Annotated in this window: 11 protein-coding genes; 4 read left to right on the forward strand and 7 right to left on the reverse strand. The window is 36.5% G+C overall.

What is annotated here, in order from left to right:
- The first annotated feature begins 1 nt into the window (after position 1).
- Positions 2 to 2,461, forward strand: coding sequence for a TonB-dependent receptor (locus tag JJL45_RS12405; RefSeq protein ID WP_068602352.1), 2,460 nt, complete (start codon positions 2 to 4; stop codon positions 2,459 to 2,461).
- Here the strand turns inward: JJL45_RS12405 and JJL45_RS12410 are convergent.
- Positions 2,458 to 3,603, reverse strand: a complete 1,146-nt coding sequence (locus tag JJL45_RS12410) for a cysteine desulfurase family protein (RefSeq protein ID WP_068602350.1) — start codon at positions 3,601 to 3,603, stop codon at positions 2,458 to 2,460. The two genes, JJL45_RS12405 and JJL45_RS12410, sit on opposite strands and share 4 nt — an antisense overlap.
- Positions 3,604 to 3,712: 109 nt before the next feature.
- Here JJL45_RS12410 and JJL45_RS12415 point away from each other — a divergent pair, with 109 nt between their 5' ends.
- Positions 3,713 to 4,630, forward strand: coding sequence for a hypothetical protein (locus tag JJL45_RS12415; protein WP_068602348.1), 918 nt, complete (start codon positions 3,713 to 3,715; stop codon positions 4,628 to 4,630).
- Here the strand turns inward: JJL45_RS12415 and JJL45_RS12420 are convergent.
- Positions 4,627 to 5,187 (reverse strand): Smr/MutS family protein, encoded by a 561-nt coding sequence (locus JJL45_RS12420; RefSeq protein WP_068602346.1) that lies wholly within the window; start codon positions 5,185 to 5,187, stop codon positions 4,627 to 4,629. The genes JJL45_RS12415 and JJL45_RS12420 overlap by 4 nt on opposite strands.
- A complete protein-coding gene (locus JJL45_RS12425) occupies positions 5,184 to 5,381 on the reverse strand; it encodes a hypothetical protein (protein WP_068602345.1) in 198 nt (65 codons plus the stop codon). Before JJL45_RS12425 ends, JJL45_RS12420 begins: the two co-directional genes overlap by 4 nt.
- A gap of 168 nt (positions 5,382 to 5,549) precedes the next feature.
- Between JJL45_RS12425 and JJL45_RS12430 the strand changes: the two genes are divergently transcribed.
- Positions 5,550 to 5,831: a DUF2752 domain-containing protein gene (locus tag JJL45_RS12430; protein ID WP_067146341.1), complete on the forward strand. Its 282-nt coding sequence runs from the start codon at positions 5,550 to 5,552 to the stop codon at positions 5,829 to 5,831.
- Between the two features lie 10 nt (positions 5,832 to 5,841).
- Complete coding sequence (locus tag JJL45_RS12435; protein WP_068602344.1) at positions 5,842 to 6,174, forward strand: CCC motif membrane protein; 333 nt, start codon at positions 5,842 to 5,844, stop codon at positions 6,172 to 6,174.
- A 169-nt stretch (positions 6,175 to 6,343) separates the two neighbouring features.
- On the opposite strand, the gene JJL45_RS12440 is transcribed toward JJL45_RS12435, so the two are convergent.
- From JJL45_RS12440 to JJL45_RS12455, 4 genes are all read right to left on the reverse strand, one after another.
- A complete protein-coding gene (locus tag JJL45_RS12440; protein WP_067146337.1) occupies positions 6,344 to 7,324 on the reverse strand; it encodes a type IX secretion system membrane protein PorP/SprF in 981 nt (326 codons plus the stop codon).
- A gap of 35 nt (positions 7,325 to 7,359) precedes the next feature.
- Entirely contained in the window at positions 7,360 to 21,204 is a 13,845-nt protein-coding gene (locus tag JJL45_RS12445) for a T9SS type B sorting domain-containing protein (RefSeq protein WP_068602343.1), read from the reverse strand.
- 534 nt (positions 21,205 to 21,738) lie between these two features.
- Positions 21,739 to 24,609 (reverse strand): PorP/SprF family type IX secretion system membrane protein, encoded by a 2,871-nt coding sequence (locus tag JJL45_RS12450; protein ID WP_082935862.1) that lies wholly within the window; start codon positions 24,607 to 24,609, stop codon positions 21,739 to 21,741.
- A 1-nt stretch (position 24,610) separates the two neighbouring features.
- Positions 24,611 to 26,080 carry a gliding motility-associated C-terminal domain-containing protein gene (locus JJL45_RS12455; RefSeq protein ID WP_068602341.1) on the reverse strand — a complete coding sequence of 490 codons (1,470 nt, stop codon included), beginning with the start codon at positions 26,078 to 26,080 and terminating at the stop codon, positions 24,611 to 24,613.
- Between the last annotated feature and the right edge of the window lie 172 nt (positions 26,081 to 26,252).

Raw genomic sequence — 26,252 nt, forward strand, 5'->3', positions numbered from 1 at the left:
TTTGAAAGCTAAATCTTTACTAACCTCCATCTTATTTTTCGTCTTAATTTATACTAGTGCTGCCCAAACAGCTACTATAAAAGGAGTTATCCTAGATGATCAGAATTTACCTGTTGACAAGGTGAATATCAAGTACCTGAATCAAGGAACTGTAAGCAATGAAAACGGGTTTTATTCACTATCGATTCCTGCAAATCAGGATATCAAAGTTGTATTCACTCATGTTTCCTATAAAAATATTGAAAGCGTTTTCAATTTAAAAAATGGTGAAACTTACGAGTTTAATCCTATTTTGAATACTTCTGTAGAGCAAATTGCAACGGTCATCATTAATAGCGGACAAAGAAAAGAAGTTGAAGGCATTACTACCCTAGATCCTGAAGCCATTAGAAAAATACCTGGAGCCAATGCTGGTGTGGAAAACCTATTGCTAACCCTACCTGGCGTTAGTAATAATAATGAGTTAAGTACGCAATACTCGGTTCGTGGTGGAAATTATGATGAAAATTTAGTGTATGTAAATGATATTGAGGTTTATCGTCCTTTTTTAATCCGTTCGGGACAACAAGAAGGCTTAAGTTTTGTAAACACCAATATGGTAAAGAATGTTGATTTTTCTGCTGGTGGTTTTCAAGCAAAGTATGGTGACAAACTATCTTCTGTATTAGACATCACTTACAAAACACCATATCAATTTGAAGCGAATGCCGACGTGAGTTTGTTAGGCGCCAGTGTTTCTGTTGAAAATATGAGTAAAGACTCTAAATTTTCTGCTATTGTAGGAGCGAGATACCGAGATAACAGTTTATTGGTAAATGCTAAAGAAACCGAAACTAATTACAGACCAGCTTTTGGTGATATTCAAGGTTTTTTTACCTATAAATTTTCAGATAAATTTCATTTGAGTTTTCTTGGAAACGCTTCCTTAAACAAATACAGTTACGAACCTGAAACACGACAAACCAATTTTGGAACATTAGCCGATCCTATGGCACTATTAGTGTTTTATGAAGGTCAAGAAAAAGACCAATACCAAACCTTATTTGGCGCTTTTAAAGGTAGTTATTTTGCGAACGACAAGTTAACTTTACATCTTATCGCCTCTATGTATAATACCCAAGAACAAGAGCACTTTGATATTTTAGCACAATACCGATTGGGTGTTGTTAACGCCAATATTGGAGACGAAGACTTGGGTGAAGTTGAATATAGTGAAGGCATTGGCGGACAGTTAACCCATGGGAGAAATGACCTGGATGCGCTTATAACCAACATTGAACATAAAGGAAACTTTAAGGTTGAAGACCACCGTATCGATTGGTCTTTAAAATATACTAATGAAGATATTCGAGACCGCTTGGTTGAGTGGGAAGTTATTGATTCTGCCGGATTTTCAATTCGCCCACCTAAAATTCCTGCAAACGAACAGCCTTACGAACCATACACGGGGCCACTAGAACCCTTTCAAAACGTGAGAGCGTTTAATCACACTCAAATTAACAGAATTCAAGCTTATGCGCAATGGAGTAAGCGTGATAATATAGGATCTAGCCAAGTTTGGTACAATGCGGGTGTTCGTATGCACAATTGGACGGTTAGCGGCGATGGTATCTCCTCATCAAATCAAACCGTATTTAGTCCAAGAGGTCAATTTTCCATAAAACCAGATTGGAAAAAGGACATGCTTTTTAGAGTAGCCACAGGTTTGTATTATCAGCCTCCCTTCTACCGAGAGCTTCGCGATATGTATGGTGAGGTTCAGCCCGATGTTAAAGCTCAAAAATCATTTCATTTGGTTATAGGAAACGATTACAGTTTTAAAATTTGGAAACGCCCTTTTAAATTAACTTCGGAAGCATATTACAAAAAACTTACCGACGTTAATCCATATACCCTTGAAAATGTCCGCATCAGATACCTCGCTAATAACAATGCTGAAGCCTATGCTTATGGCCTAGATTTGCGTATAAACGGCGAGTTTGTTCCTGGAACTGAGTCGTGGTTTAGTTTTGGATTTTTAAAAACTGAAGAAAATATTAATGACCGTGGATACATTGCTAGACCTACCGATCAACGCTTAAAATTTGCTGCATTATTTCAAGATTATGTACCCAATGTACCAAGCTTGAAAATGTATCTGAACATGGTTTATAACACAGGTCTTCCTGGAGGTTCACCAAGTTACGCCGATCCTTATGAATACCAACAACGCTTACCCGATTACAAACGAGCGGATTTAGGTGTGCAATATGTTGTAGTGGATCGTAATAAACAATTTAATAAAGGGTGGCGAAAAGCTTTCAAGGAATTGTCATTCGGTATTGAGATCTTTAACATTTTCGATGTTCAAAACTCCATAACCAATACTTGGGTTAGAGATGTAAACAGTAAACGACAAATTGCCATCCCTAATTATTTAACACCACTCGTGTTTAATGTTAGAACAACCATGAAATTTTAAGCATTTACAAAGTCCTTTAAAACATCTACGACGTAATCAACCTCTTCTTTTGTATTAAAAACACTTAAAGAAAAGCGAAGCGATGGTTTTTGTAAGTCTTCATCACATAGTATCGCTTCTAAGACATGTGATTTTTTAGTGCTTCCACTTTGGCAAGCACTACCTCGAGAACAGGCTACACCCTTTAAATCCATTTGAAACAAAATCATAGCTGCCTTATCTTCGGGTAACGGCAAACGCACATTTAATAAGGTATGGCTACTTTTTTCTAAATCATTAGACTGTCCGTTAAAGGCGATATTAGGAATCTCGGTGGTTAATTTTTCAATAAAATAGTGCTTTAAGGATTTTAAAAACTCGAACTCCGTTTCAAAATTGTTATGAGCTAGAATTAATGCGGTTTCCATACCCACAATGCTAGGCACATTTTCTGTTCCAGCTCGAAGGCCACGCTCCTGCTCTCCACCTACAATTAAGGGTTGTATTCCAGAGTTTTTTCTAATAAAAGCAAATCCTAAGCCTTTAGGACCATGAAACTTATGAGCAGAAGCCGTTAGAAAATCCACGGCAATAGCCTCTAAATTCAATTTATAATGTCCTATAGATTGAACGGCATCGGTATGAAATAAAGCTTGGTGCGCTTTACACAGGTCTGAAACACGTTTTAAATCTAAGATATTACCAATTTCATTATTAATATGCATCAAACTCACTAAGGTTTTATCCTCAGTTTGGAGTAATGCTCCCAAATGATTAAAATCGACATCACCATAGGCATCCAAATTCACATAACTTACTTTAATCGAATTATCTAATTCCAATTGTTGTACGGTATTTAAAACTGCATGATGTTCTATACGCGACGTGATAATGTGTGTTATGCCTAAATCTTTTATAGCACTTTTTAAAATGAAGTTGTTGGCTTCTGTGCCTCCAGATGTAAAAATAATTTCACCAGCAGATACATTTAAGTATTTCGCTATGGTTTTTCTCGATTTTTCTACTAAAGTTTTTGATAAGCGGCCAAAGCTGTGTGATGAAGATGGGTTACCAAATTGACTTTTCATAACTTCAGCCATACCTGTAATTACCCCATCTCTAAGAGGCGTTGTCGCTGCATTATCAAAATAAACCTGTACCATCTTACTTGTGAAATTATGTTTTAAGCTCAAAAGTAATTCAAATAAAATTATTATCAATATGATGCGTTATAATTTACAATTCCATTATTTTTGCCTAAAATAACATGCTATGCGTAAACTGTATTTTGTCTTAACTTTATTGAGTTTAGTGTTTAATTTATCTTGTGATGACGGTGATATCATTACAATAGAATTAGATTTTGATGACACTTTTTATAGTTGTGGCATAGATAACTTAGTATTTTATAAAACAAAAGATGACCCCTCAGAATCGCTTTCTCTAAAACTCACAGGCGTTACTTTAGATGATATTCTCACTGTAGATGCTGGTGGTATTTTTGAGGAGGATTATATTATTAGTTCCACAAACCCTTTCAATTATAGAACGTATAGTAACACGACGTTACCAAATGATTTATTTTGTAGCGATGTACCTAATTCTGAAGTAGATATTACAAAAGACATTCAAAGTACCAGTGGGATAGCCGATGTTAAAACCGTTTTAACGGAAGCTGATGATGATGGTATCCTTTCTGCATTGGAAGACCCAGATAATATCGGAGATATAACCAAAGTCGACACAGATAATGATGGTATTCCAAATTATCTTGATGCCGACGATGATGGTGATAATATTTTAACCAAGGATGAAAACCCAGACCCTAATGGTGATGGCGATCCGAGTGATGCTCAGGACACCGATGGCGATGGTATTCCAGATTACTTAGACGATGATGATGATGGTGACGGTGTAAAGACACGTGACGAAGAAAACGACTCCACAGATAATAACCCTGCTAACGATATCACTAATAGCGCTATAGGACCAGATTATCTTAACCCACAAGTAGCAACAGTAGTTCCTGCAACGGGTTATAGAGGTCATGTTTACACGCAATATTACAAGGTAACTGTCATTCTTAGAAATATTGATATTGATATTTTATCGGCTGATGAACTTGATTTCGGTGAATTAGAAGACAGTGCTTTAACCAAAACCGTTACAGCAAATCCTGTGTTCAACTAATCGGCTGAAACATTCTGGTAAATATAAACTTCGGTGGCTCCTAGACCATATTTCTGGTAATTGGCATCGTAAAATTTGACGTTGTTATAGCGCCCGAATAAATACTCCAGTTCTGTTTTAAGCACCCCCTCACCCACGCCGTGAATGAACACTATTTTTTGAATACGTTTCGAAATAGCGAAATCTAGTTTATGCCTAGCGGTATCTAATTGCAAGGTCAACATATCGTGATTAGTCATCCCTCGGGTAGACTTTATCAGTTGATGAATGTGTAGATCAACTTCCATAGTGGGCTCGTACCTGTCTTTAGTACGTCTTTTAACCTGCTGTTTACGCTTTGGTTGCTCTTTTTCTGAAATAACTGAATGAATACTCGATTTAGAAAATAAACCTGTTAAATCAGCTTCTTTTTGACTTTTAACCAACTCATTGCTTTGGAATTCTAACAAAAATCCATCTTCGGTTTCAATGGTGATGGTTTGTGTTTTAATTTGACTTACGGTTCCAGAAATATCTTCATCCAAAACCAAAACATAATCACCTATTTTAAAATTCATAAGGCATCATGGTCTTGGTTATCTAAATCTTCATGATCACTTTTACTTGGTACCGTTCTAGCCACTCTATAAATCCCAAGCATAAGCACTACAATACCTCCAATTAATACATATTGATTTTGATTAGCATTGGTTTTAGCATACATCGCTACAAAAGCGCCTATAACAATGAGAATATAATTTAGGTATTTCATGATCTTTATGATAATTGAATCATGTACAAATTACGGTAAAATTTAGGACTCATTTTAAATTCTTAAAAATAAAATCCAGTAAGAAGAATTTCTTATGGATAAAAATCAGGCTATATTTCGTACGTTTTAGTATTTTCGTTTCATCAAAATCAGATTATTTTACCTTCTATGGAAGAATACATGCTACCATGTTTCAATAAAAAGTATTTAGGTTTTGAATGCTTAGGTTGTGGTATTCAAAGGTCTCTAGCATTTATTTTACAAGGTGATTTTATAGCAGCTTTTAAAATGTACCCAGCTATTTATACGCTGATTCTCCTTTTTGGACTTATTGCCATTCATGCTGTAAAAAACATAAAATATGGAAATAAAATTATTACAGTTTTAGCCATCCTTAATGGTTTTATAATTATTACCAGTTTTATAATAAAAACATTTATAACCAATTAATCAATTACATATGGAACAACAAAAACTCCCCAATTCAACCCTTATTTTAGTATTTGGAATACTATCTATTCCTTTGTGCTGCTGTTATGGTATTGTTAGCATAACACTTGGTATTGTAGCCATCGTATTGGCTAACAAAGCCGCTAAATTATATGCCGAAAACCCAGAACTTTATACAGGATACCAAAATGTAAAAGTTGGAAAGATATTAGCTATTATTGGTATTGTTTTAGGAGTATTATATATCGTATTTATTGTTATGTTAATCTCCATGTTTGGATGGGAAACATTACAAGACCAAGAATTATTACAAGAAAGAATTCAAGAACTTGTACAACCATAAGTCTAGAATTATGCTCAATAAAAAAGTTGGCTACTCAATTCCATATTTAATGAATTTTGAGTAACCAACTTTTATTTATAATCTATTCAAGAAGGCCCATATTTTTTAAAGCAAGTTTTTTACACGAATAAACTTCTTGTTATATATCATGGTACTTACACACTAACAATTAATAATGAATAGGGCTTTGTGTACACGGACAGTTACTAATACCTTGTAAGAAGTTTAAACCTAAGGTTATTAGGTGTGTTCCAGAGTTGTATGCACCGATATCATTTGTGGTTACTTGATACGCATATCCGAAATAAAACATACCCTTTTGAAAGCCTGCCATTGGTCCGATACTAAGCGGTTTTAGAAATTGATCATTTAAGAATCGGTAAGATACGCCTCCCCAAATGTAATCTTCTTTTCTGTTATAAGCTCTAACTTTAAAATTCACATCGGTACTAGAACGTTTATCCGAGCTAAACATTTGGTAAAACACAGAAGGTTCATATTCTACTCTACCATATTTTCTTCCTAAAGTAATACCTGAATAGATTTGATAATTAAGTAACAAATCAGGCTCTAAAGTACGGATGGCTTCATCGATATCTTTAGGTAAAATGTTGTTTGCATTAAAACTTAGAAAATAGCCTTTATTTCTATACAATAATCCCACATCGAAGTTATTATTAGAAGTTCGGCGATCGTCTGTTACGGCCCCATCTATAACCTGATTTTCATAACCTCCGTCAAAGTTGTGAATATTTAGCTTAAAACTATTCAAATTATAAGATAAACCAAAGGACAAATATTGCTTTGAATAATAATCCAAAATAATATGGTGTGCAAAAGAAATTTTTAAACCCGACTGGAGGGTATTTCCATTTCTATCATTATACAAAGACAACCCCACTCCTGTTCTATCGGCAATTCTTACATCCCCATAAAACGCTTGGTTATCAGGTGCATTCTCTATACCAACCCACTGTGTTAAGCCATTAAACCTAAGTTTAACATTATCCCCAATACCAGCGTAAGTTGGAGATATCACAAAATTATTATCTGCTAAATACTGTGTGAATACAGGTAAGTTTAACTCTTGGCCATAGCTTTTTACTACGACCATGAGTACTAGATATATAATGAATTTTCTTATTTGCATAATTTTAATTTCAGCGGTTAGTGCTACTAAATATTCTACCTATAAAGCGTAAAGTGTCCTACATAATCTCTATCGTAATTAGGATCATTAAGGTTGATAACATACCAGTAATCTCCAGAAGGCAACTGTTTACCTTCATAAGTACCATCCCATTTCTCATTCACTTTTAATTCGGCAAGTTTACGGCCGTAGCGATCGAAAACTTGAACTATTAAGTCTTTGTATTGCGTTGCACATCCAGGACCCCAGCCATCAAAATTATTATCACCGTTAGGTGTAAAGTAATTTGGTATACATACATCAATAAATTCGAAATAACCAGTTCCTGAAGCCTCACAACCATAGAAATCACGAACAGTAACCGTATAGTCACCAGACTCATAGATTAAGAATTTATCGGTGCTACTAAAAGGACCTCCGTTTAATGAGTACTCATAAGGTGCAACACCTCCAGTTGCAGTAACAACAATTTGATTTAAATCACCTTCGTCTAGAAGCACTTCTAACTGCGTTACGTGATCAACATCGAACAATCTAGTTTGCTTAATACAGCCATTCGCATGTCTAACATCCACATATTGATCGAAACCACCAGGAACATCAATAAAAATATTACTAGCTTGATAAGGACCTCCATTAAGTGAGTATTCAACTAAACTTAAATCTTGCACACTATCATCTACCGAAACGATCACGCGGTTTGTAGACGTATTATTTAAACAATCGTATTCAACTACTACTGTAGGATTTAAGTTCACAGACTCAGGGAAATCAATCTCCCATTCCGAATCACAGCCTTGAGCATCCACCACATAAACCGTATGGTTACCTCCTGCAAGTCCTGTAAAATCAAATTGTGTTTGCGTTAAAGTTCCAGTCACATAGTTTCCATTAATATCATCTAAGGTTACGCTATATGGAGCTGTACCTCCTGTAATATTAACACTAAAAGCTCCATTTAAATCTCCTGCACAAACTTCAGGAATTATAGACGTTGGAATTTCAGTAAGAATAACTGGAGTAGGTTCGCCAATGGTAAAGTCAATAACTTCAAAACAACCCGCTTCATCTTGAACTACTACTTGATAAACTCCTTCTGCTAAATCCTCAAACAGACCTGAATCAAAGAATTGATTTAACTGCGGTGAAATCGCATATTTAATAATTCCTGTTCCACCTGTACCCATAACTTCAATGCTACCATCGTTACCTCCAGCACAAGCGACATCAGATATTACAAATGGCGCAGTTAATGGTGCACTAGGCTCACTAATAGTAACTGGTACTGAAGTTACCTCACAGTCTACACCACTAGTAACATATACTTGGTAATCGCCTGCAACAAGCTCGGTAAATACACCAGGACTATTTTGAACTACAGGTGTGATATCGTTTCCTGAAGCATCTTGTAAAGTATAAGTATAGTTACCTAAACCACCTTGCGCTTTAGCAACAATAACTCCTGTGTTATCTCCATAACAGTTAATGTCGGCATTAGTCGCATCAATATCTACAGTTAATGGCACTAACGGATCAATTTTCACTTCATTAGAAAGTCCAGTAGCACAACCATTAGCATCTCTAATATAGTACTGATATGTCCCTGGGCCCACGTTGATATCTACAGTTGAGATAAAAGGAACTACTGTTGTAAACGTATCATCGACACTGTAAACATAAGGTCCAGTACCACCAGTTGCAGATAATGTAAGCGTTGTTGAATTAGGCGCACAGGTTTGTGTTTTCGTAATCACCAAGTTACTTTGAATCGTTGTTGGTTCTGTAATGGTAATATCAGCTGAAGTCGCTGTACAGTTCCAACCATCTGTAACCGTTACATTATATGTTCCTGCAGTTAAACCAGTAAAACTTGTTCCAGTTTGCGGACCAGTTTGACTCGCTGTAGGCCCCACTCTATTTAGTACATAAGTATAATTTGAACCTTGTCCGCCAGTACTTGTCACATTTATGATTCCTGTAGCATCACCGTAACATAGTAGTGCTGAAGCTGGATCAAATACGGCTGTAATAGCTATTGGCGTAGGATCAACAAGCGTTACTAGAGTTGTAGCAACACAACCACTAGAATCTCTAACGTTTACATTATAATCACCTGCATCTAAGCCAGTAAAATTAAATGTTGAACCAAAGGCCGTTGCTGTACCTCCTACTTTTTCTAATTGATATTCATAACCACCTGGCCAACCACCAGTCGCACTAGCAGAAATGATACCATTTGCTAAATCACATGTAATTTCTGTATGTGTTTCTAATGCTGTCAATGCAGCTGTAGGACCTGTAATCGTGAAGGCTTTACTTACTTCACATTCTGGTCGGTTAGTTAAAGTAGCTGTAATAGTATATGTTCCAGCTTCCAATCCTGAAAGTGTTTCTGGACCAGCATTCGCAACTGTACCCGAAGACACAGGGTTACCTAAAGCATCAACAATACTATATGTGAATGCTCCCGCTTCATCCGTTGGCGTAGGTACACGATCGATAAAAGTAACATTAACAGCTCCATCGTTTCCACCGAAGCATGTCAAATCAACAACATTATCAATAGTTAAGTCGAATGTATTTGGATCACTCACATAATGGAACTTTCTTAAGAAACAATTAGTGTCTATATTTTCAACAGTCACTAAGTAGTTTGCAATATCTAATCCTGTAAACAGCCCGGTAGAGTTAGTAGCTGAATAACCACCTGAAGTTGGTGTGCCATCAGCTTCAACCTGCACTACCGTATATTCTAAATTAGGTGTTCCTCCCGTAGCTGTAACAGCCACTTGAATCTCTTCTAGTGAGGTACAAGTAATCGCATCATTAACAGTTATGGTTAAATCTTCAATAGAAATAAAAGGATTAATTGTTGTTGAAATCGTACCTGAACATCCTTTGTCATCATAAACATTAATATCATACGAGCCACCTAATAAATCAGTTTCAGTATAAACGTTTCTAGCTGAACGTTGCACCACAGTACTATTTCTAACAAACTCATAAATCGCATAGTTACCAGAACCGCCTGTTATAAGTAACTCATCAATAGTTATGGTTGCAAAATTTGAAGTATTGGTATTAGCTAAACATGCATATTCAACAACTGTTGGATTTGGTACTACAATTTCGGCTGGTTCATTTACATGAATAACCTCTGTCTCAACACAACCTCTTTCAGAAGTGACTTGAACTGTATAGGATCCAAATAACAAATCTGAAAACACATTAGAGGTTTGCTCTGCCTTTAATACTGGCCCTGCAATGATTTCATATTTATAAATAGGATTATCCTGATTAGCATCTAAAGTTACTGTAATGGTTCCATCATCACCACCATTACAGCTTACATCGGTTGATGTTGAAGTAAAGGACACTGGAGTCGCAGCCTCTAAGTTTGTAGAAACTGCTTGTGTACAACTTGTGATATTATCGGTTACAACCACATCGTAATCTATAGACGCCGATAAACCGTTAAAGACACTTGTTGCTCCTGAAACCGTTCCTGCACCAAGAGAAGTTCCTGTTCCATCAAACAATTCAAAACCATAGCTTCCTGATCCTCCTGATGCAGTAACCGAAATTTCTCCATCACTAGTACCACAAGTAGGAAGTGCTACTATAGTTAGACCTGCCTGAATATCTGGGTAAACCGTAATAATACCACTATTAGCAGTACAACCGTTACCATCTTTAATTGTAACTGTATAATCTCCAGGAGTTAATCCGGTAAATGTCGCACTAGATTGGAATCCGTTACCAATTGAAAACTCAAATGGAGGTACACCAGATACAGTTGTATTGGTTGCTGTAAATTCGAATCCATTAGATGTTCCAGAACAAACAGCGTTAGGATCTACCGTTACTGAAGGTGCTTCATCTTCTAGAATAGTATGCGTTGTCATTTCAGTACACCCATTCGCATCTTGAACATAAACATCCCAAACAAGGTTTGCACCATTATTTGTATCGACAGTAATCACATTTCCGTTAACTACATAGTCTGAAGCAGCAGGTGTTCCTCCTGAAACTACAGCCTGATAGCTGTAACTTGTCGTACCTCCTGAAACGGTTACTGTAATTTGAGAATCGTATCTTGAACAGTAAACGTTAGTTGACATTACATCCTCTATAATTAAATCGGTTCGTTCAGTAATTACAAAATCTGCTGTATCTGTACATCCTGTCGTATCATCAGTAATCTGAATCGTATAGTTTCCAGCTATTAAACCAGTTAAAGTAACTGTATTTCCTGACTGTGCAATAGTTCCTGTTCCGTTAACAAAGCTAGCTGTATAGGTTGTTGGCACATTAGCTACCGTAAACGTAGCGGCACCATCGTTACCTCCAAAACAAGACACATCGTTATCTACTATTCCTGTTACTTGAACATCGACTGCAGGAAGTACTTGATATGATTCATCATAAAAACAACCATTAGCGTCAACTACTCTAAAGGTATACGTGTCTGGTGCAAGACCTGTAAACACATTTCCTGTAGGCGTGTTTCCTATAGCACTTGCAGGAGCAATAATCTGGTATGAATAAGGAGCTACTCCATCGGTAACATTTGTTATTGTAACATCACTTGTAGTTTGCCCTGGATTACAAGTCACCGTAGATTGAGCGAAATCCAAATCACTTGGTGGTACTAAATCTGGTATACCGATTGAAATCGTATCCAAACAACCATTAGCGTCTTTAACAGTAACCGTAACCGTTCCAGGAAGATTTGTTGTAAAGGTATTGGTAGAAGTATATCCTCCTCCATTAAAGCTAAACAAGTACGGTGCTGTTCCATCCATTGCAGAAGCTGTTAATACGGCACCTTGAGTATTATTTCCAGGGCCACATTCAAGTCCGTGTGAAATCACCAAACCTGCTTGGAGTAAATCTGGCTGTGTAATAGCAACTGTTGTTGGCATAGATTCACAACTTTTACTATCTCTTACAGCAATATCATAATTTCCTTCTACTAAGCCATCAAACACATTAGAAGCTTGGAAAGTTGTACCACCATCAATACTATATTCGAATGGTGCTATTCCATCAACTCCTGTTATGGTAATACTTCCGTTATTACCTCCATTACAACTTACATTGGTATGTATTTCACTATGTGTAGGTGTAATAGGAGTGTCGACCGTTATAATCTGAGAATAAGCCTCACAAGCTTCTCCATCGGTTACTCTAAATTGGTAATCGGCTGCATTTGCATTATCATACGGTAAAGTAATCGTATTATAAACACCGCCATTTATACTAACAGCATAAGTGTAAGTACCATCACCACCATTAGCATTAAAAGTAAATTCTGCTGGATTAACTACACAATCTAATTCGGTTGCCGTAACATCTAATGTCAATTGAGGTTTTACCTCGTATGTCGTTGTTGCGACACAACCATTCCCATCTTTTACAAAGAAATCATAAGTTCCTGCTGCGGAAATAGAAAAACTAGAAGTTGTTGTATAAGCACCTGCTACCCCACCGGTTCCCATACTGAATGTTAATGGTGTGATGGCTCCTGTTGTATAAGTTGATAAATCTACAATTATAGGTGTTGATCCGTCAAAACATTGTAATGGAATATTTACTATTGTTGGTAAAGGATCTACCGAAATAGATTCATTAACAAGGACCTCACATCCATTAGCATCTCTTACTATAATATCCCAATTTGTATTTATACTAGGATCTAATTCTAAAACATTACTAGTTCCAAAATCTGATGGAGACGGTGTAAATCCTACTGCTCCAGCAGCATATTCGTAAGGACCCGTACCACCTGTTGTTGTAAGAGTTACTAAGGCACTTGAATTACAATTCGCATTAACGTTGTTAGTTACAATGGCCTCTAAAGCTTGAATTGGTTGTACTATTACAAAAGGAATTGTATTTGAACATTCTGTTCCACCTACTTCAGTTACTTGTAAAACATAATTACCAGCTGCCAAATTAGAGATACTTCCACTCGCTGGATTCGATAAAGGCCCTGCTATTGAACCACTAGTTCCTGCTATCGGGTTTAAACTTAACGCATTTAAAACTTGATAATTAAGAGCAGTTGCCGTTAAATCAAAATTTTCTACTTCAAAACTAATATTTCCATCTGTAGTTCCAAAACAATTAACGTTACTAGTAGTTACATTTATTATGTCAATATTAGAAGGTGGATCTGGCATGGTTTCCTCTAAAATTGAAACACAACCATTAACATCCTCTACTTGGAAATAATATGTTACTCCGTGTATCAATCCTGTAAAAGTATGTGTTGTATTTGTAGTAGACGGAGTTGCTGTACCAGCTTGTCCAAATATAGAGTATACAAATGGAGGCACACCACCAGTAGTTACTTCTACCTCATAATCTACACCTGTCGAACAATTATTGCTATCCACTATACCTTCAAACTCAAGATAAGGCGGAGTTTCAATTCTTAGTTTTCCACTTCTATATTCACAACCATTCGCATCTACAATACTAACATAATAATCACCAAAACCTAAACCTCCAAAAGTATGAACAGGAGTTGCTGATCCACTTGTTTCTGTATGCGTACCAACAACGGCAAATGCATTATCCAATAAGGTATATTCAAACGGCGCAACGCCACCAGAGGCAACACTTACATCGAAACTACCAGGCACCGTAGAATTACATATGATAGGGTTTGTACCAATAACAGGAACAATTGGGTCAGGCTCTGTTAAAGTAATTATATCACTAAATTCACAACCTTTGCTATCTCTAACCACATAAGTATAACTACCATCTGCTAAGCCTCCAAACACATTCGTTCCTACAAAAGTAGCTCCTCCATCAATACTATATTCAAAAGGTGCTTCTCCAGCCGTTCCTGTTAATTGTATTGATCCATCAGCAGCTCCATTACAAGTTGGGTCAACTTCCACTGTAGAAACAGTTACTGGTACGGTTGGATTAACGGTAATTACACCAGTTTCAACTTCACAGCCATTAGCATCTATAAACTTAAATTGGTAGGTTCCATCCACACTTATTAAATATGGTGACGTCGCAGTAATAGTATTATACGTTCCACCGTTAAATGCCACTTGATATGCATAAGCCGTACTAGTATTTCCTCCAGATACTGATAATTCAATTGTAGCTTCTTGTGGGGTACTACACGTTAAATCTTTGGTTAAAATGGCAGAACCAGTAAGTGGTTCGTAAATATTTATATCGCCACTATCTGCTGTACATCCGTTAGCATCTTTTACTCTAACGCTATAAGTGCCAGGTGTATTTACTGTAAACGTTGGGCTTGATTGGTAACTAACGCCACCATCTATACTATACGTTAGTGGGGCTACCCCTGTTCCTGTTGCGTCAAAGGTAAATCCGCTACTTGCAGTACATTGATTTGGTGCTAAAGCAGGAATAATAACTGTAGGAGTTGGATCGGCAGTTAAGGTAACTGTCGTCATGACTGTACAACCATTATTATCTTCTACATAAACATCCCAAACTAAATTGGTTCCTGAATTAGTATCTACAGTAACTACATCACTTGTACCAAAGGTTGTTGGAGCCGTAGATCCACTAATTACCGCTGCATAGCCATAATTTGGTGTTCCACCAGAGGCCACTACTGTTATTTGTGACGAATCATCATCACAAAATACATTCGTTCCTGTAGCCGAATCTAAACTTAAGGCTGTAGGTTCTGTAATCGTTACGGCATCATTACTGATACAACCGGTGATCTCATCTACAACTTCAATATTATAAGTTCCAGCGGTCAAATTATTTAAAGGAATCGTTGCTGCCGACTGCCCAGTAACAGCAGCGGCACCATTAACCGAATAACTATATGTTCCTGAAAAACCAGAAATCTCTAATTCAATGGCTCCAGTGGCATCTCCTTGACATAATACATCACTTTGTTTTCTTGCAATAACGGCAATAGGAGTTACCGCTCCAATGGTATAAGATTCTATATATGAACAACCATTAGCGTCAGTTACTTTAAAAACATAAGTTCCTGCGACTAATCCCGTAAAGTTTCCATCGTTATTAGAAGTAACTGCTGAAGCTGGATCGGTAATTTCATAAGTTAATGTTCCTACACCTCCTGTAGAAGTAACGGTAACCCCAGTCGCTGGAGCATTACATGTTACGGCGCTTGAAGCAAAATCTAAATCGGTAGGAGAATCTAATGGGTCTATAGTTAATGAGCCTGTAGCTGTACAACCGTTAGCATCTTGAACAAAATAGCTTACAGTTTGCATAGAACCGTTATCATTAACATCTAATGTGCGCGTGCTACTAAAATTCGTACCATCAAAACTATATTGATATGGTGAAGTACCAGTAGTTGGTTCATCTATGGTAACAACTGCCGCTTGCTCTACATTAGAAGCATCACAAGTTAAATTGGTTGCCGAAGCAGAAGCCATTAATGTTGAAGGTGCCGTTAAAGTCACTGTTCCAGAAACTTCACATTGCAAAGCATCAACTACGGTGTAGTTATAAGTACCTTCAGCTAAATTTGCATACGTTGTAGCCCCAGCCACAAAAGGACTTCCGTTAAAACTGTATTCAAATGGTGCTTGACCGTCTGATACCACAATTTCCACAGAACCATCGGTGCTTCCATTACAACTAGGGTTTACCTCAATAGTTGAAGCCGTTGGACTCGTTGGAGCATTGACATTGATGATGTTTGATAAGGCCACACAACCTTCTGAATCAGTTATTCTAAATACATATGCACCTGGTTGATCTGTTAAATGTGCGAAAGAGCTCCCTGTTGATACAGGAGAATCATAGGTTGCACCATTATCTTCCGAAACCTCATATTCATATGGAGGATAACCCTCTGTTATATTTACAGTAATACGAGCGTCTGGAGCAGGCGAACAATCAATAACTTTATCTAAAGTAATATTAACTTCTATTTTCTTGGCAATGGTTTGGGTAGGTAGTACAACTTCACAACCATTAGCATCCTGCAACGTTATTGTATAAGTACCAGGTGGTAAATTTGTAAATTCCTGACTAGCTACAAAAGGACCATTGTTTATACTGTAACGGAAAGGTCGCTTCCCTCCGGTCCCATCGACTCTAATAGTTGCTCCATTTGCTAAATCTAAACAAGGCTTAGTTATTTCGATATCTGCAGTCGGTGCATCCGTTGACGTGATGCTAACCAATGCTGAATCTGTTGTACAATTATTTGCATCCGTAAGGCGCACAATATAATCGCCTGCAGCAACATCAGTTAACAAACCGCTTGTAGGGAAGGCATCTATTAAAGTACTTCCTGTGCTATCATATAATTCATAACTATATGGCGCTGTTCCTCCTGTGGCAGAAGCCGAAATGGTAGAATTACTTATACATGTAATATCTGTAGCATCTACGGTTAATACAATTTCTGAAGGCGCTCCAATGGTCTCTGGAATACTTACTTCACAACCTGTAGATGTGGCATCGTAGCGAATTTGAACATCATAATTTCCTCCACTTAAACCTGTAATAGTATAAGGTGATGTAGTTAGAGTTACCCAGGTACTTCCGCCATCAATCGAATATTGATAGCCATTTGTTGCATCGAAGTTAGATGCTGCTATTTGAATTTCTCCATCATCAACACCAAAACAATTCACATCGGAAGTACTAACTACTTCAGCAGTAAAAGCTTTTTCTGCTTCAATTATAATAGGGAAGTCTACTTGATCAATACAGCTTTCCGGTAATTGATACACTCTAATATCATCTATCGCTACATCGTTACCATTTGTTTGTCTTACTGTAGAGCGTACTAAGAATTCTAATGTCGTATTATTTCCTGGATTTAAGGTTATAGGAGTCTTTGGGTAATTTTCCCATTGTTCGGTTTTAGGAACATTGCCAGTAGCAAAAGATGAAATTTCATTACCAGAAGCATCAACTAAAGCTATAGTTAAGTTAGGATCATACTTAGTTGTATGACTTTGCATCAAATTATATACAAAGAGCTCAAAATTAATTGGTTGATTTGGTATAATATCATTAATGGTTTTCTTATAAAGTACATCATTCTCTGGCAATTGATCTCCAATATTAACAACCAAAGCACGTCCTTTTGGATCTGTATTATTTGAAGTGTGGTCACCTGGTTGACTCCAGTCCCCGTAAGGTGATTCGATATGAGCCGTTACGGTGTAATCTCCATCCTGAATATTTTGTTGCCCTTTACAATACGGATATACTTGATTCTCCCAACAATAATATGCCGTATTAATTCCTGGTGACTCAGTGTCTTCACCAGATCCAAAGGTTTCTAAAAGTAAATTACTATACGTTGGTGCATCAACTAATTTGTAGGTTACACTAATCGTATGTGAACCCTGCGGCACATTAAGGAAGGTTGTTGGATCGGCGGTGTTTGTATTTTCAACACCATTTAATAAGTAGGTGTATTCAAAATTAGCCCCTCCGGTATTTGTTACATTAACCGTTGCGTTTGCTGTACCATCACAATTATAAACTGGATCTATATTGTCATCAATGGTTGGCGGAGTTGGTTCTGGATCTAAAATGATACCCGGCATGGCAAAAATACAACCTTGACTATCTCTTATATACAATGTATAGGTACCAGGGAGCACTTCTGCTTCATTAGAAGTTACCCAAGTCGACTGATTATCAAAACTATACTCATAAGGAGGCACACCACCTTGAGGATTCGTAATACGAACTGTTCCTTCTCCATTTGCTCCACATCCAGCTAATTTTGATACTCCTGCTGAAGCAGTTAAGGCATCATCTGGGCCGTCAATTACTACATTTTCAGGCGTACTAAAACACTCAACACCATTTAAAGTATACCTAATCATGGTAGCGTAAGTACCTGTATTTAAATTAGAGAAGGTTGGATTAGTATTATATGTTGTACCATTATCTATACTATATTCAATAGTATAACCATTTGCATTAGTAACATTAAAATCTATTTGAGCAGAAACATCACCATAACAGTTCACATCGGCTCCAGATACAGTGAAAACTGGAGGATCTAAACGGTCTACCGTTACACTTAAATCAACACTACAATTATTGCTATCTAAAACAGTAATATCATACACCCCTGGCGTATCTACTATAACAGTTCCTGTTGTTTGAAAATCGGTAGTACTATTTATATAATAATAATACGGTGCTGTTCCTCCAGCAGGAATAACTTCAATTTCTCCATCTACACATGTTATATTAGTAACATTTGCTGTCGCTGTAAGTGGCGATGGATTAATTAATTCTACAGTTTCTGAAAGTACACAACCATCATCTGTAGTGGCCTGAACATCATAAATACCTGCATTTAGGTTTTCAAATAAATACGTTCTCTCTGTAATTGGCCCTACCGTGCTTACAACAGTTCCTCCTTGTGAAATTGTATATGTATATTGAGCTTCTGCATCGTTTACAGAGAGTCTAATACTACCCTGTTCATTATGACACAACGGTTGATTATCTGTAATAACCAATTGCGGATTTAGCTCACTTATTTGAATGTTAGGAATAGTGAAAATACATGGGTTAGGAGAAACATCCTTCTGACGGATGTATACAGTATAAAGTCCGGCAGTAGGAATAGTAAAGTCATTTTCGTCTTGCCAAGAACTATTATCTAAACTATACTCATACCCTGAAGGCACATCATTTACTGTTATTTGTCCTTGTGTGTTACAAATAATATTTTGTATAGTATGAGAAGGGTTTAAAAGATTGGTATAAACATTAAAATAGAAACGGTTAAAACAACCTCCTGGATAGTTAATTGTTAATCGGTATTCCCCTGCAAGATCAGCCATAAAATTAGGCCCTGTTCCTACTTCACTCCAAGAACATCCAGGGTCTTCATTAGCACAGGCTTCATTAATTACAGCGGAGCAACTAGTTGTGTCCAATGTTTCCCAAACAATTGAAGTTGTATCCGAAAGGTTGGTTTCTATGAATTTCCCTCCATTTCCTCCACAAAGAAAAATATATGGTAATTGTTTTCCATCATTAGGACACTGAACAATTTGATCGGCATATGGAAATACCGGATTTGGTACATCAGCACCAAAAGTAACAACATTAAATTCTTTTTGAGTAGACTGACAAGGCGCTAAGGCAGTGTTATATACATAATAGGTGCCAACTTCATCTATAGTGATCGTTTGTTCGGTACCAATTACAGGACTTCCTGAAGCACTTGTAGACCAAGAATAGGTATCGTAACCGTCTGGAGCCGTTAAGGTGGTTGTTTCGCCACATAATATAACTTCTTCTGAAAAGGTACAACCAGAAATATCTGCTAAAAAGTTGGTTGATTGAGGCGTTAATAAACATCCATTTATAGCATCGTAACTTGGATCATCAGAAATAGTAAGCCCACTGATTTCGCCTGTATAAGTCGCATATGCTTGATTTCGTACTATATTAGAGCAAGCATCACTCAGTTCATCACAGGAGTTTACAACCTGTACACTAAACTCAATTTCACTTATTAGACCGCTATCTTTTTCAACCAAGCGGTCTTCTACTGCAAAAATAATTTCACGAGTCGCAGGATCATAACTTACGACTGTAATACCATCAGATAAAGAAATAATATCTGAAGCACTATCAAAATTAACATTTATAGGTAAGATATCTCGGATGGTTAAATCTATCGCATCATCGTTACCAATATTTTCAATACCTAAAACATAATTTAATTGTTCTCCAAGGTTAACTACCTGTCCTCCAATATCATTTCCTTGATCGTCTTGAACCACTTTTGTTAAACGAATGTTAGGCTCTATAATATCAACAGCAAAACTTGCTAAAAAGGCTGCATAACCATCACCTTCACTTGTCAACCTAAAGGTTCCTGAAGTTTCGTCATTAGGTATAATATCATTATTAGGATTTGGTATATTAACAGATTTAACTTCAAACCCCATAGTATTTTCACTATTAGGATTTCGGCTAGTCATATAAGCGCCACCCTCGGTAATTCTAGAATTGAAAAAATTACTAGCATCATTTAACCCATCACTAATATCGGTGTAGTTAGCATTAGATCCCGCTTTAAATTCAAAAGAATCTCCAAAAATACTATAATCCCCTTCAAGTGCAGCAACCCCAACTTTTGCGTATACAGGTAAATTATCAGGTAAGGTTTGAAAACCACTAACATTAAATTCTGCTACAGAAGTCCCCTCGTTTCTAACACCAGCAAAACCATCAAAAACCGAGATAAACTTACTTGGCTCTGACGGACTTTCATAAATAACGACAAGGGTCCAACCTGCTGAACACCCACCTCGTTTATGACCTCTAGTGGCATGCTGATTAGCGATGGTATAAGTACCATCTGCATCAGTTAAGCCCTGTATTAGACTAGTTACATCTTTAAAACAAGCATAAGGTGCATCAGGAAAAGAACCATCTACTGGATCAGAAGGATCAAAACCATCAAAAATAGTTTCATCCGCCGTTATATCCATAAAGGAGGCTGAATTTGGCAATTTAAATTTCACTTGCGTAAAATCATAGGCCCTTAAATTATCGTCGTCTACATATTCACTTCTATCGTTTGCATATTCATTACCATAAGCTGCCGACCAATATAAACCGGCCCAAACTATTTGCTTACAATCGTTATTAATAGCTAAATCGGCAGAACTTGAACTAAAAATTGAAGAATCACCTCCACTTGCTTCATTAATATATACCCCTTCATAATCATTATTAACTGCAGTGCCATTATAAGGTAATGGTAAGACATTGCTAGAATTATTATGGCGTTCTCCACCAGTAATAATATTATTCCCTATAAGTTTTATATCTCCTTTAACCTTAATGCTCCCCCCAGAAAGTCTCGGGGTAAAAGGTACCACTACTTGAGAAAATGCACTATTCCCAAATAATGTTAAGAAAAATAGTAAAAGAAAAGTGATTTTTTTTCCCTTTATGCTACGGGTTATAAGACTAGCCTTAGTAAAAATTTCACATAGGAAAGACCTAAATGTCAAGCAAGTAGTTTTTTTCATGTTGGTTATAGTTTGGGGTTGTTTATATTTTGATTTCATAAGAAAACAGAACATAAACTGAGCTTAACTACAGTTTATTAGTAATTACAATACTTCAAAACATGCAATTAAACTATTTTTTTGGTTTTTTAACGTTATAAATATCGGAAAATAATTTGAAAACAAACATAGTGTTCATTAAAATTATGCATTTTATCGATGAAACAACACCTTTTATATGATTTGAAAGATTAACAAGTAGTAAAAGGATTACAATTTAGATACTGACTGAAATTTCATCAATTAATATAATAAATTTTGACTGGTAGAATACTACTTATAAACAAAAACATCAGCCTAATTAATAGTCTGATGTTTTTTCTTATTACAAAATATTAAATTTTACTTTTCAATTTTAACAAGCGACATTTTTCCATTAAATGGCTTATTCCCTTTTTGCTCCAGAGCTCTTTGAGCACTAGATAGTCCGTCATAATTTTCATAGTAAATATAATATTTACTTGTATTTACATCGAAGAAGAAATTAATATCCTTTTGTCCTGCTGCGACAGCTTTTCTAAGGAATTCATCTCGTTTACTAACATCAGAATGTACCGCTACAACAAGGTAATACCCCTCTTCTACATTATTAATGCCTTTTAATATTTGGATATTACTTAACTCTTCACCATAATCAAAATCTTCAGCGGTTAAAGGCGTAGAACTCACTGGCGTATTTTGCCTGATAACATTAAGAGCAGCCCTATCTTTTTCATAACGCTCTTGATCATTATCGTAAAGGGCACGTTTAATACGACGTTTACGCTCTTCTTTTATTTCTTCTTTTAATTCTTCTATTTTAAAGATAGACCCTTCTCTAATCTGGAAAACTTCAACTTGTTCAGCCTTTAACTCTTCAATTCGCCTTTTATAGTATTTATTAGTTGCATCATTAACATCTGGAACATTTTCAAGACGCTCTTTATAAATTCTATCTAGTCTTCTAATTTTATTATTTTGAGCGGCAACAACATTATCTATTTCCATTTTCAAGGCTTCTAACTCTCTGTTTTCAGCAGAAATACTTCTAAATGCTTTTGGAGCCATTACAATACCTTGTTCACTTAAGTTATTTTCTTCAATTAAATCGTCAAGATCTTTTTGTTTAAGGGCTACTTTTTCTTGTAATTTTTCAATAAGTTCTTTTTGTTCCTTACTAGACTCCATAGCCGACCTTGTTACGTCGTTCATTAATTTAGTAGCCTCATCGGTAGGTACAATAGCTTTCAGTTCTTCCTCTTTCTCAGCTTTTAATCTCGCAGCTTCTGCTATAGCGGCAGCCTCTTGCTCTGCTTTAAGTCTGGCTTCTTCTGCTAGTCGAGCGTCTTCTGCTTGTTTCAATTGTTCTGCTTCAGTTAAGGCTAAAGCCTCTTGCTCTTTCCTCAAACGTTCTGCCTCGGCTAAAGCTGCAGCCTCTTGTTCCGCTTTAAGTCTCGCTTCTTCAGCTAAACGTGCTTCTTCTGCTTGTCTTAATCGCTCTGCTTCTGCTAAGGCTAAGGCTGCTTGTTCTTCTTGTAATCTCTTCTCTTCTGCAAGTCTCGCTTCTTCCTCTTTTCTTAATCGTTCAGCTTCAGCCAACGCGGCAGCTTCTTGTTCTGCTTTAATTCTTGCTTCCTCAGCTAAACGCGCTTCTTCTGCCTTTCTTAATTGCTCCGCTTCTGCTAAGGCTAAGGCTGCTTGTTCTTCTTGTAATCGCTTCTCTTCTGCAAGTCTCGCTTCTTCTTCTTTTCTTAATCTGTCTGCTTCTGCTAAAGCTGCAGCTTCTTGCACTTCTTTAATTCTTGCCTCCTCAGCAAGGCGTGCTTCTTCTGCTTTTCTTACTCGCTCTGCTTCTGCTAAGGCTAGGGCTGCTTGTTCTTCTTTAAGTCGTTTTTCTTCCGCAATTCTCGCTGCTTCCTCTTTTCTTAAACGTTCTGCCTCAGCTAAAGCTGCGGACTCCTGCTCTGCTTTAGCTCTAGCTGCTTCAGCTAAGCGCGCTTCTTCTTCTTTTCTTAATCGTTCCTCCTCAGCTAATAAGGCCTCTGCTTTTAAGCGTTTTTCTTCCGCTATACGATCGGCCTCTTCTTTTTCTGCCAAACGATCTGCTTCTACTTTTCCGTTCAATGCCGCTGCTGCTGCTACCCTCTTTTCTTCAGCAATTGCTGCTGCTGCCGCTGCTTCAGCCGCACGCTGCTTTTCTAAGGCATCAGATTTTCTTGGTAAATTCTTAGGCGTCTGACTCTGAGTTACCTTTTTGCTACTTCTATTTTTACTTTCAGAAATAAATAATCCGTCTTCTTCTTCATCACCAAAATAGTCATAACGATCTTTTGATTTAAATCTATAAGCTACAGTAATATCATGGGAATTTCCTAAAGCAGAAATATCACCCATAGATTTTTCATAATTATATTCTATAGCTATTTGTGATGTAATGTTTAAACCAACACCTGCTGAAAATCCATAAAAAGAATTGTAACCCGCTTGTCCCCAAAAACCTTTAGGAACCATAAGCATGACGATTCCTGAAAACACCGTTTGATCCGTTTTAAATTCAGAACGAACCAAGGCTGAAAATCTACTATCCTCAAAAAATCCACGCGTATTCATATAGCCTGTATACATACCATGAACTTGAATACCTTGCTCTGGATTTTCCTCTATCATAGATGACGATGTTAAATTATAAGCCACTATATTGTTTAGAGAAACTCCAAAATCAAAAAACTCTGTTCCATAATTTATTCCAGGGTTTATGGTTACAATGGAATTTGAAGGAATATTATCAAGTGAAGGGTCTGGCGTATTTGTAATAATTGCTCCATCATTAATACTACTTCTATAAAACCCGAGATTCATTCCAAAAGTTAAATTCCCAGACCGATTTACAACAACATTATAGGCAAAATTGGCCATTCCTCCAAAAGTGGTTAATGCACCATAATTTTGTTGGAATAAACTTAATCCAGCTCCTATACTTTCTCTAAATCTTCCGGAATACCCAAAAACATATGTTTCTGGTGCATTATCGAATTGAGCCCACTCTCTTTTATTACTTATAGAAATATAACGATGACTTTCTCTTACAAAACTAAAAGTAGGATTAATAAAGGTTCTATTAAATTTTAAAGAATTTCTAACCGGAATATTTAAGCCTACAACGCCATCATCTTGTGCAGAAAATTGCTGAATGAAACAGAAAAATAACAGAATATGGAGCAGATACTTTTTCATGTTATTTTATTACTGTTAAAGTTCCTTTTCTTGTGCTTCCATTTGAAGTCGTAATGATATAATAATACACAGGATTAACACTTTTAAAATCGATATTATTTTCTGGCCAATTATTTAAATAGTCATTAGTTTGAAGTACTGTTTTGCCTTGTGGGCTTATAATAATTACCTCTGTATTAGTACCTGAAACATATGCTTGAGGAATTATCCAAGTATCGTTAATACCATCACCGTTAGGACTCACAATATTTGGTATTTCTTCAACATTAGGAAAATAATTATCACCCCCGGATACCGTAAACAGGTACTCCATAGAGGCTACACAACTACCTGTAGAAGAAGGTTGTGAGACCGTTACTTTATAACTTCCAAACTGATCAATATCAAAACTATTACTTGTTGCTCCAGAAATTTGAGCATCATTACGATACCAAGTATAAGTAGGATTTAAAGCATCTGTTGTTATCGTAACTGTTATAGTTTCTCCCTCTTCTAAAACATTATCTTCATCAGGAATAACACCATCAATACTACTAGAAAAACCAGAATTATCTAAAAGAATAGAGGCTGAAGCGGTACAACTTCCTAAATCAACATTTACAGAATAATCACCTGATTCATTGGTAATATAATTTTGTTCGGTAGCACCGTCTATAGGCACACCGTCCTTACTCCATTGATAACTATCTCCAGCAGTAGCGGTTAACGTTGTTGGTCCGTCGCTCATACAGAAAGGGTTACCCAAACTGGAGTTGATAGCAACTGTAACACCTGTGGATATTTCATTAACTGTAACACGATTTGAATAGGAATTTGAGGTACAAGTGCCATAATTTGTTTCAACAAAGTATTTACCTGAAGTGGTAACCGATAAACTACTACCATTTGCAACAAATTCTTTGGTAGTGGCGCTAGTTTCTCTATACCAATTATACGTTAATGACGGATATTGTAGTGGGGAATCATTGTTTTCATCACCTGGATTGTCAATGGTCAAAAGATAGCTTCCGCCAGAACAAAAATTAGCCGTTGCTACTAAATTATTAATCGTAAACGGACTATCTTGAAGTTTATAATACGCAGGAAACGCATTAGAGCCCGAGCTTGTTGCTGCTGGCTCAGTACTTTTAACTCGAACTTTATAGGATTCACCCGATACCGTTTTAGGTACAGCAAAGGTTATTGTTGCTGGTGATGAAACGATAGCTCCAGCTGTCGATGTATAAACCACTTCACTATTTGCAAAACTACCATCGGCATCGGAAAGTTCTAAAATAAATTGATTAGATGCATCAAGTGCTGTTTCTGGTGAAAAAGAAAAAGAAACATTATATTCATTAAACCCATCACTAGCACAAGCTTGATTAAAACCAAGCAAATTAGGCTTAGTAATAACGACTTGTCCTTGCACTAAATTCGAAAAAATAAAAAGGAAAAAAGCAACAATATGTACTAGCGTGAAATTTTTCATTTGAGGTTTTCACACAAAAAAGACATAAAACTCACGAGTCATTTTTACGAAAAAACGTAATTAAGACTTATACATCATATAGTTTGAACACACAAACTATATGATGTAAGCAATAAGTTTTAGATAAAATGTGTAGAACGATTTGGGTTAGTTAGTTTGTTTTTATCTACTA

This window comes from Tamlana sp. s12 (assembly GCF_016767215.1).
Classification (GTDB): Bacteria; Bacteroidota; Bacteroidia; order Flavobacteriales; family Flavobacteriaceae; genus Pseudotamlana; species Pseudotamlana agarivorans.

Coding starts and splice junctions, on each gene's coding strand:
- JJL45_RS12435 (WP_068602344.1), top strand. CDS start 5,842: ATGGAACAACAAAAACTCCCCAATTCAACCCTTATTTTAGTATTTGGA.
- JJL45_RS12420 (WP_068602346.1), bottom strand. CDS start 5,187: ATGAATTTTAAAATAGGTGATTATGTTTTGGTTTTGGATGAAGATATT.
- JJL45_RS12430 (WP_067146341.1), top strand. CDS start 5,550: ATGGAAGAATACATGCTACCATGTTTCAATAAAAAGTATTTAGGTTTT.
- JJL45_RS12455 (WP_068602341.1), bottom strand. CDS start 26,080: ATGAAAAATTTCACGCTAGTACATATTGTTGCTTTTTTCCTTTTTATT.
- JJL45_RS12415 (WP_068602348.1), top strand. CDS start 3,713: ATGCGTAAACTGTATTTTGTCTTAACTTTATTGAGTTTAGTGTTTAAT.
- JJL45_RS12410 (WP_068602350.1), bottom strand. CDS start 3,603: ATGGTACAGGTTTATTTTGATAATGCAGCGACAACGCCTCTTAGAGAT.
- JJL45_RS12425 (WP_068602345.1), bottom strand. CDS start 5,381: ATGAAATACCTAAATTATATTCTCATTGTTATAGGCGCTTTTGTAGCG.
- JJL45_RS12450 (WP_082935862.1), bottom strand. CDS start 24,609: ATGAAAAAGTATCTGCTCCATATTCTGTTATTTTTCTGTTTCATTCAG.
- JJL45_RS12440 (WP_067146337.1), bottom strand. CDS start 7,324: ATGCAAATAAGAAAATTCATTATATATCTAGTACTCATGGTCGTAGTA.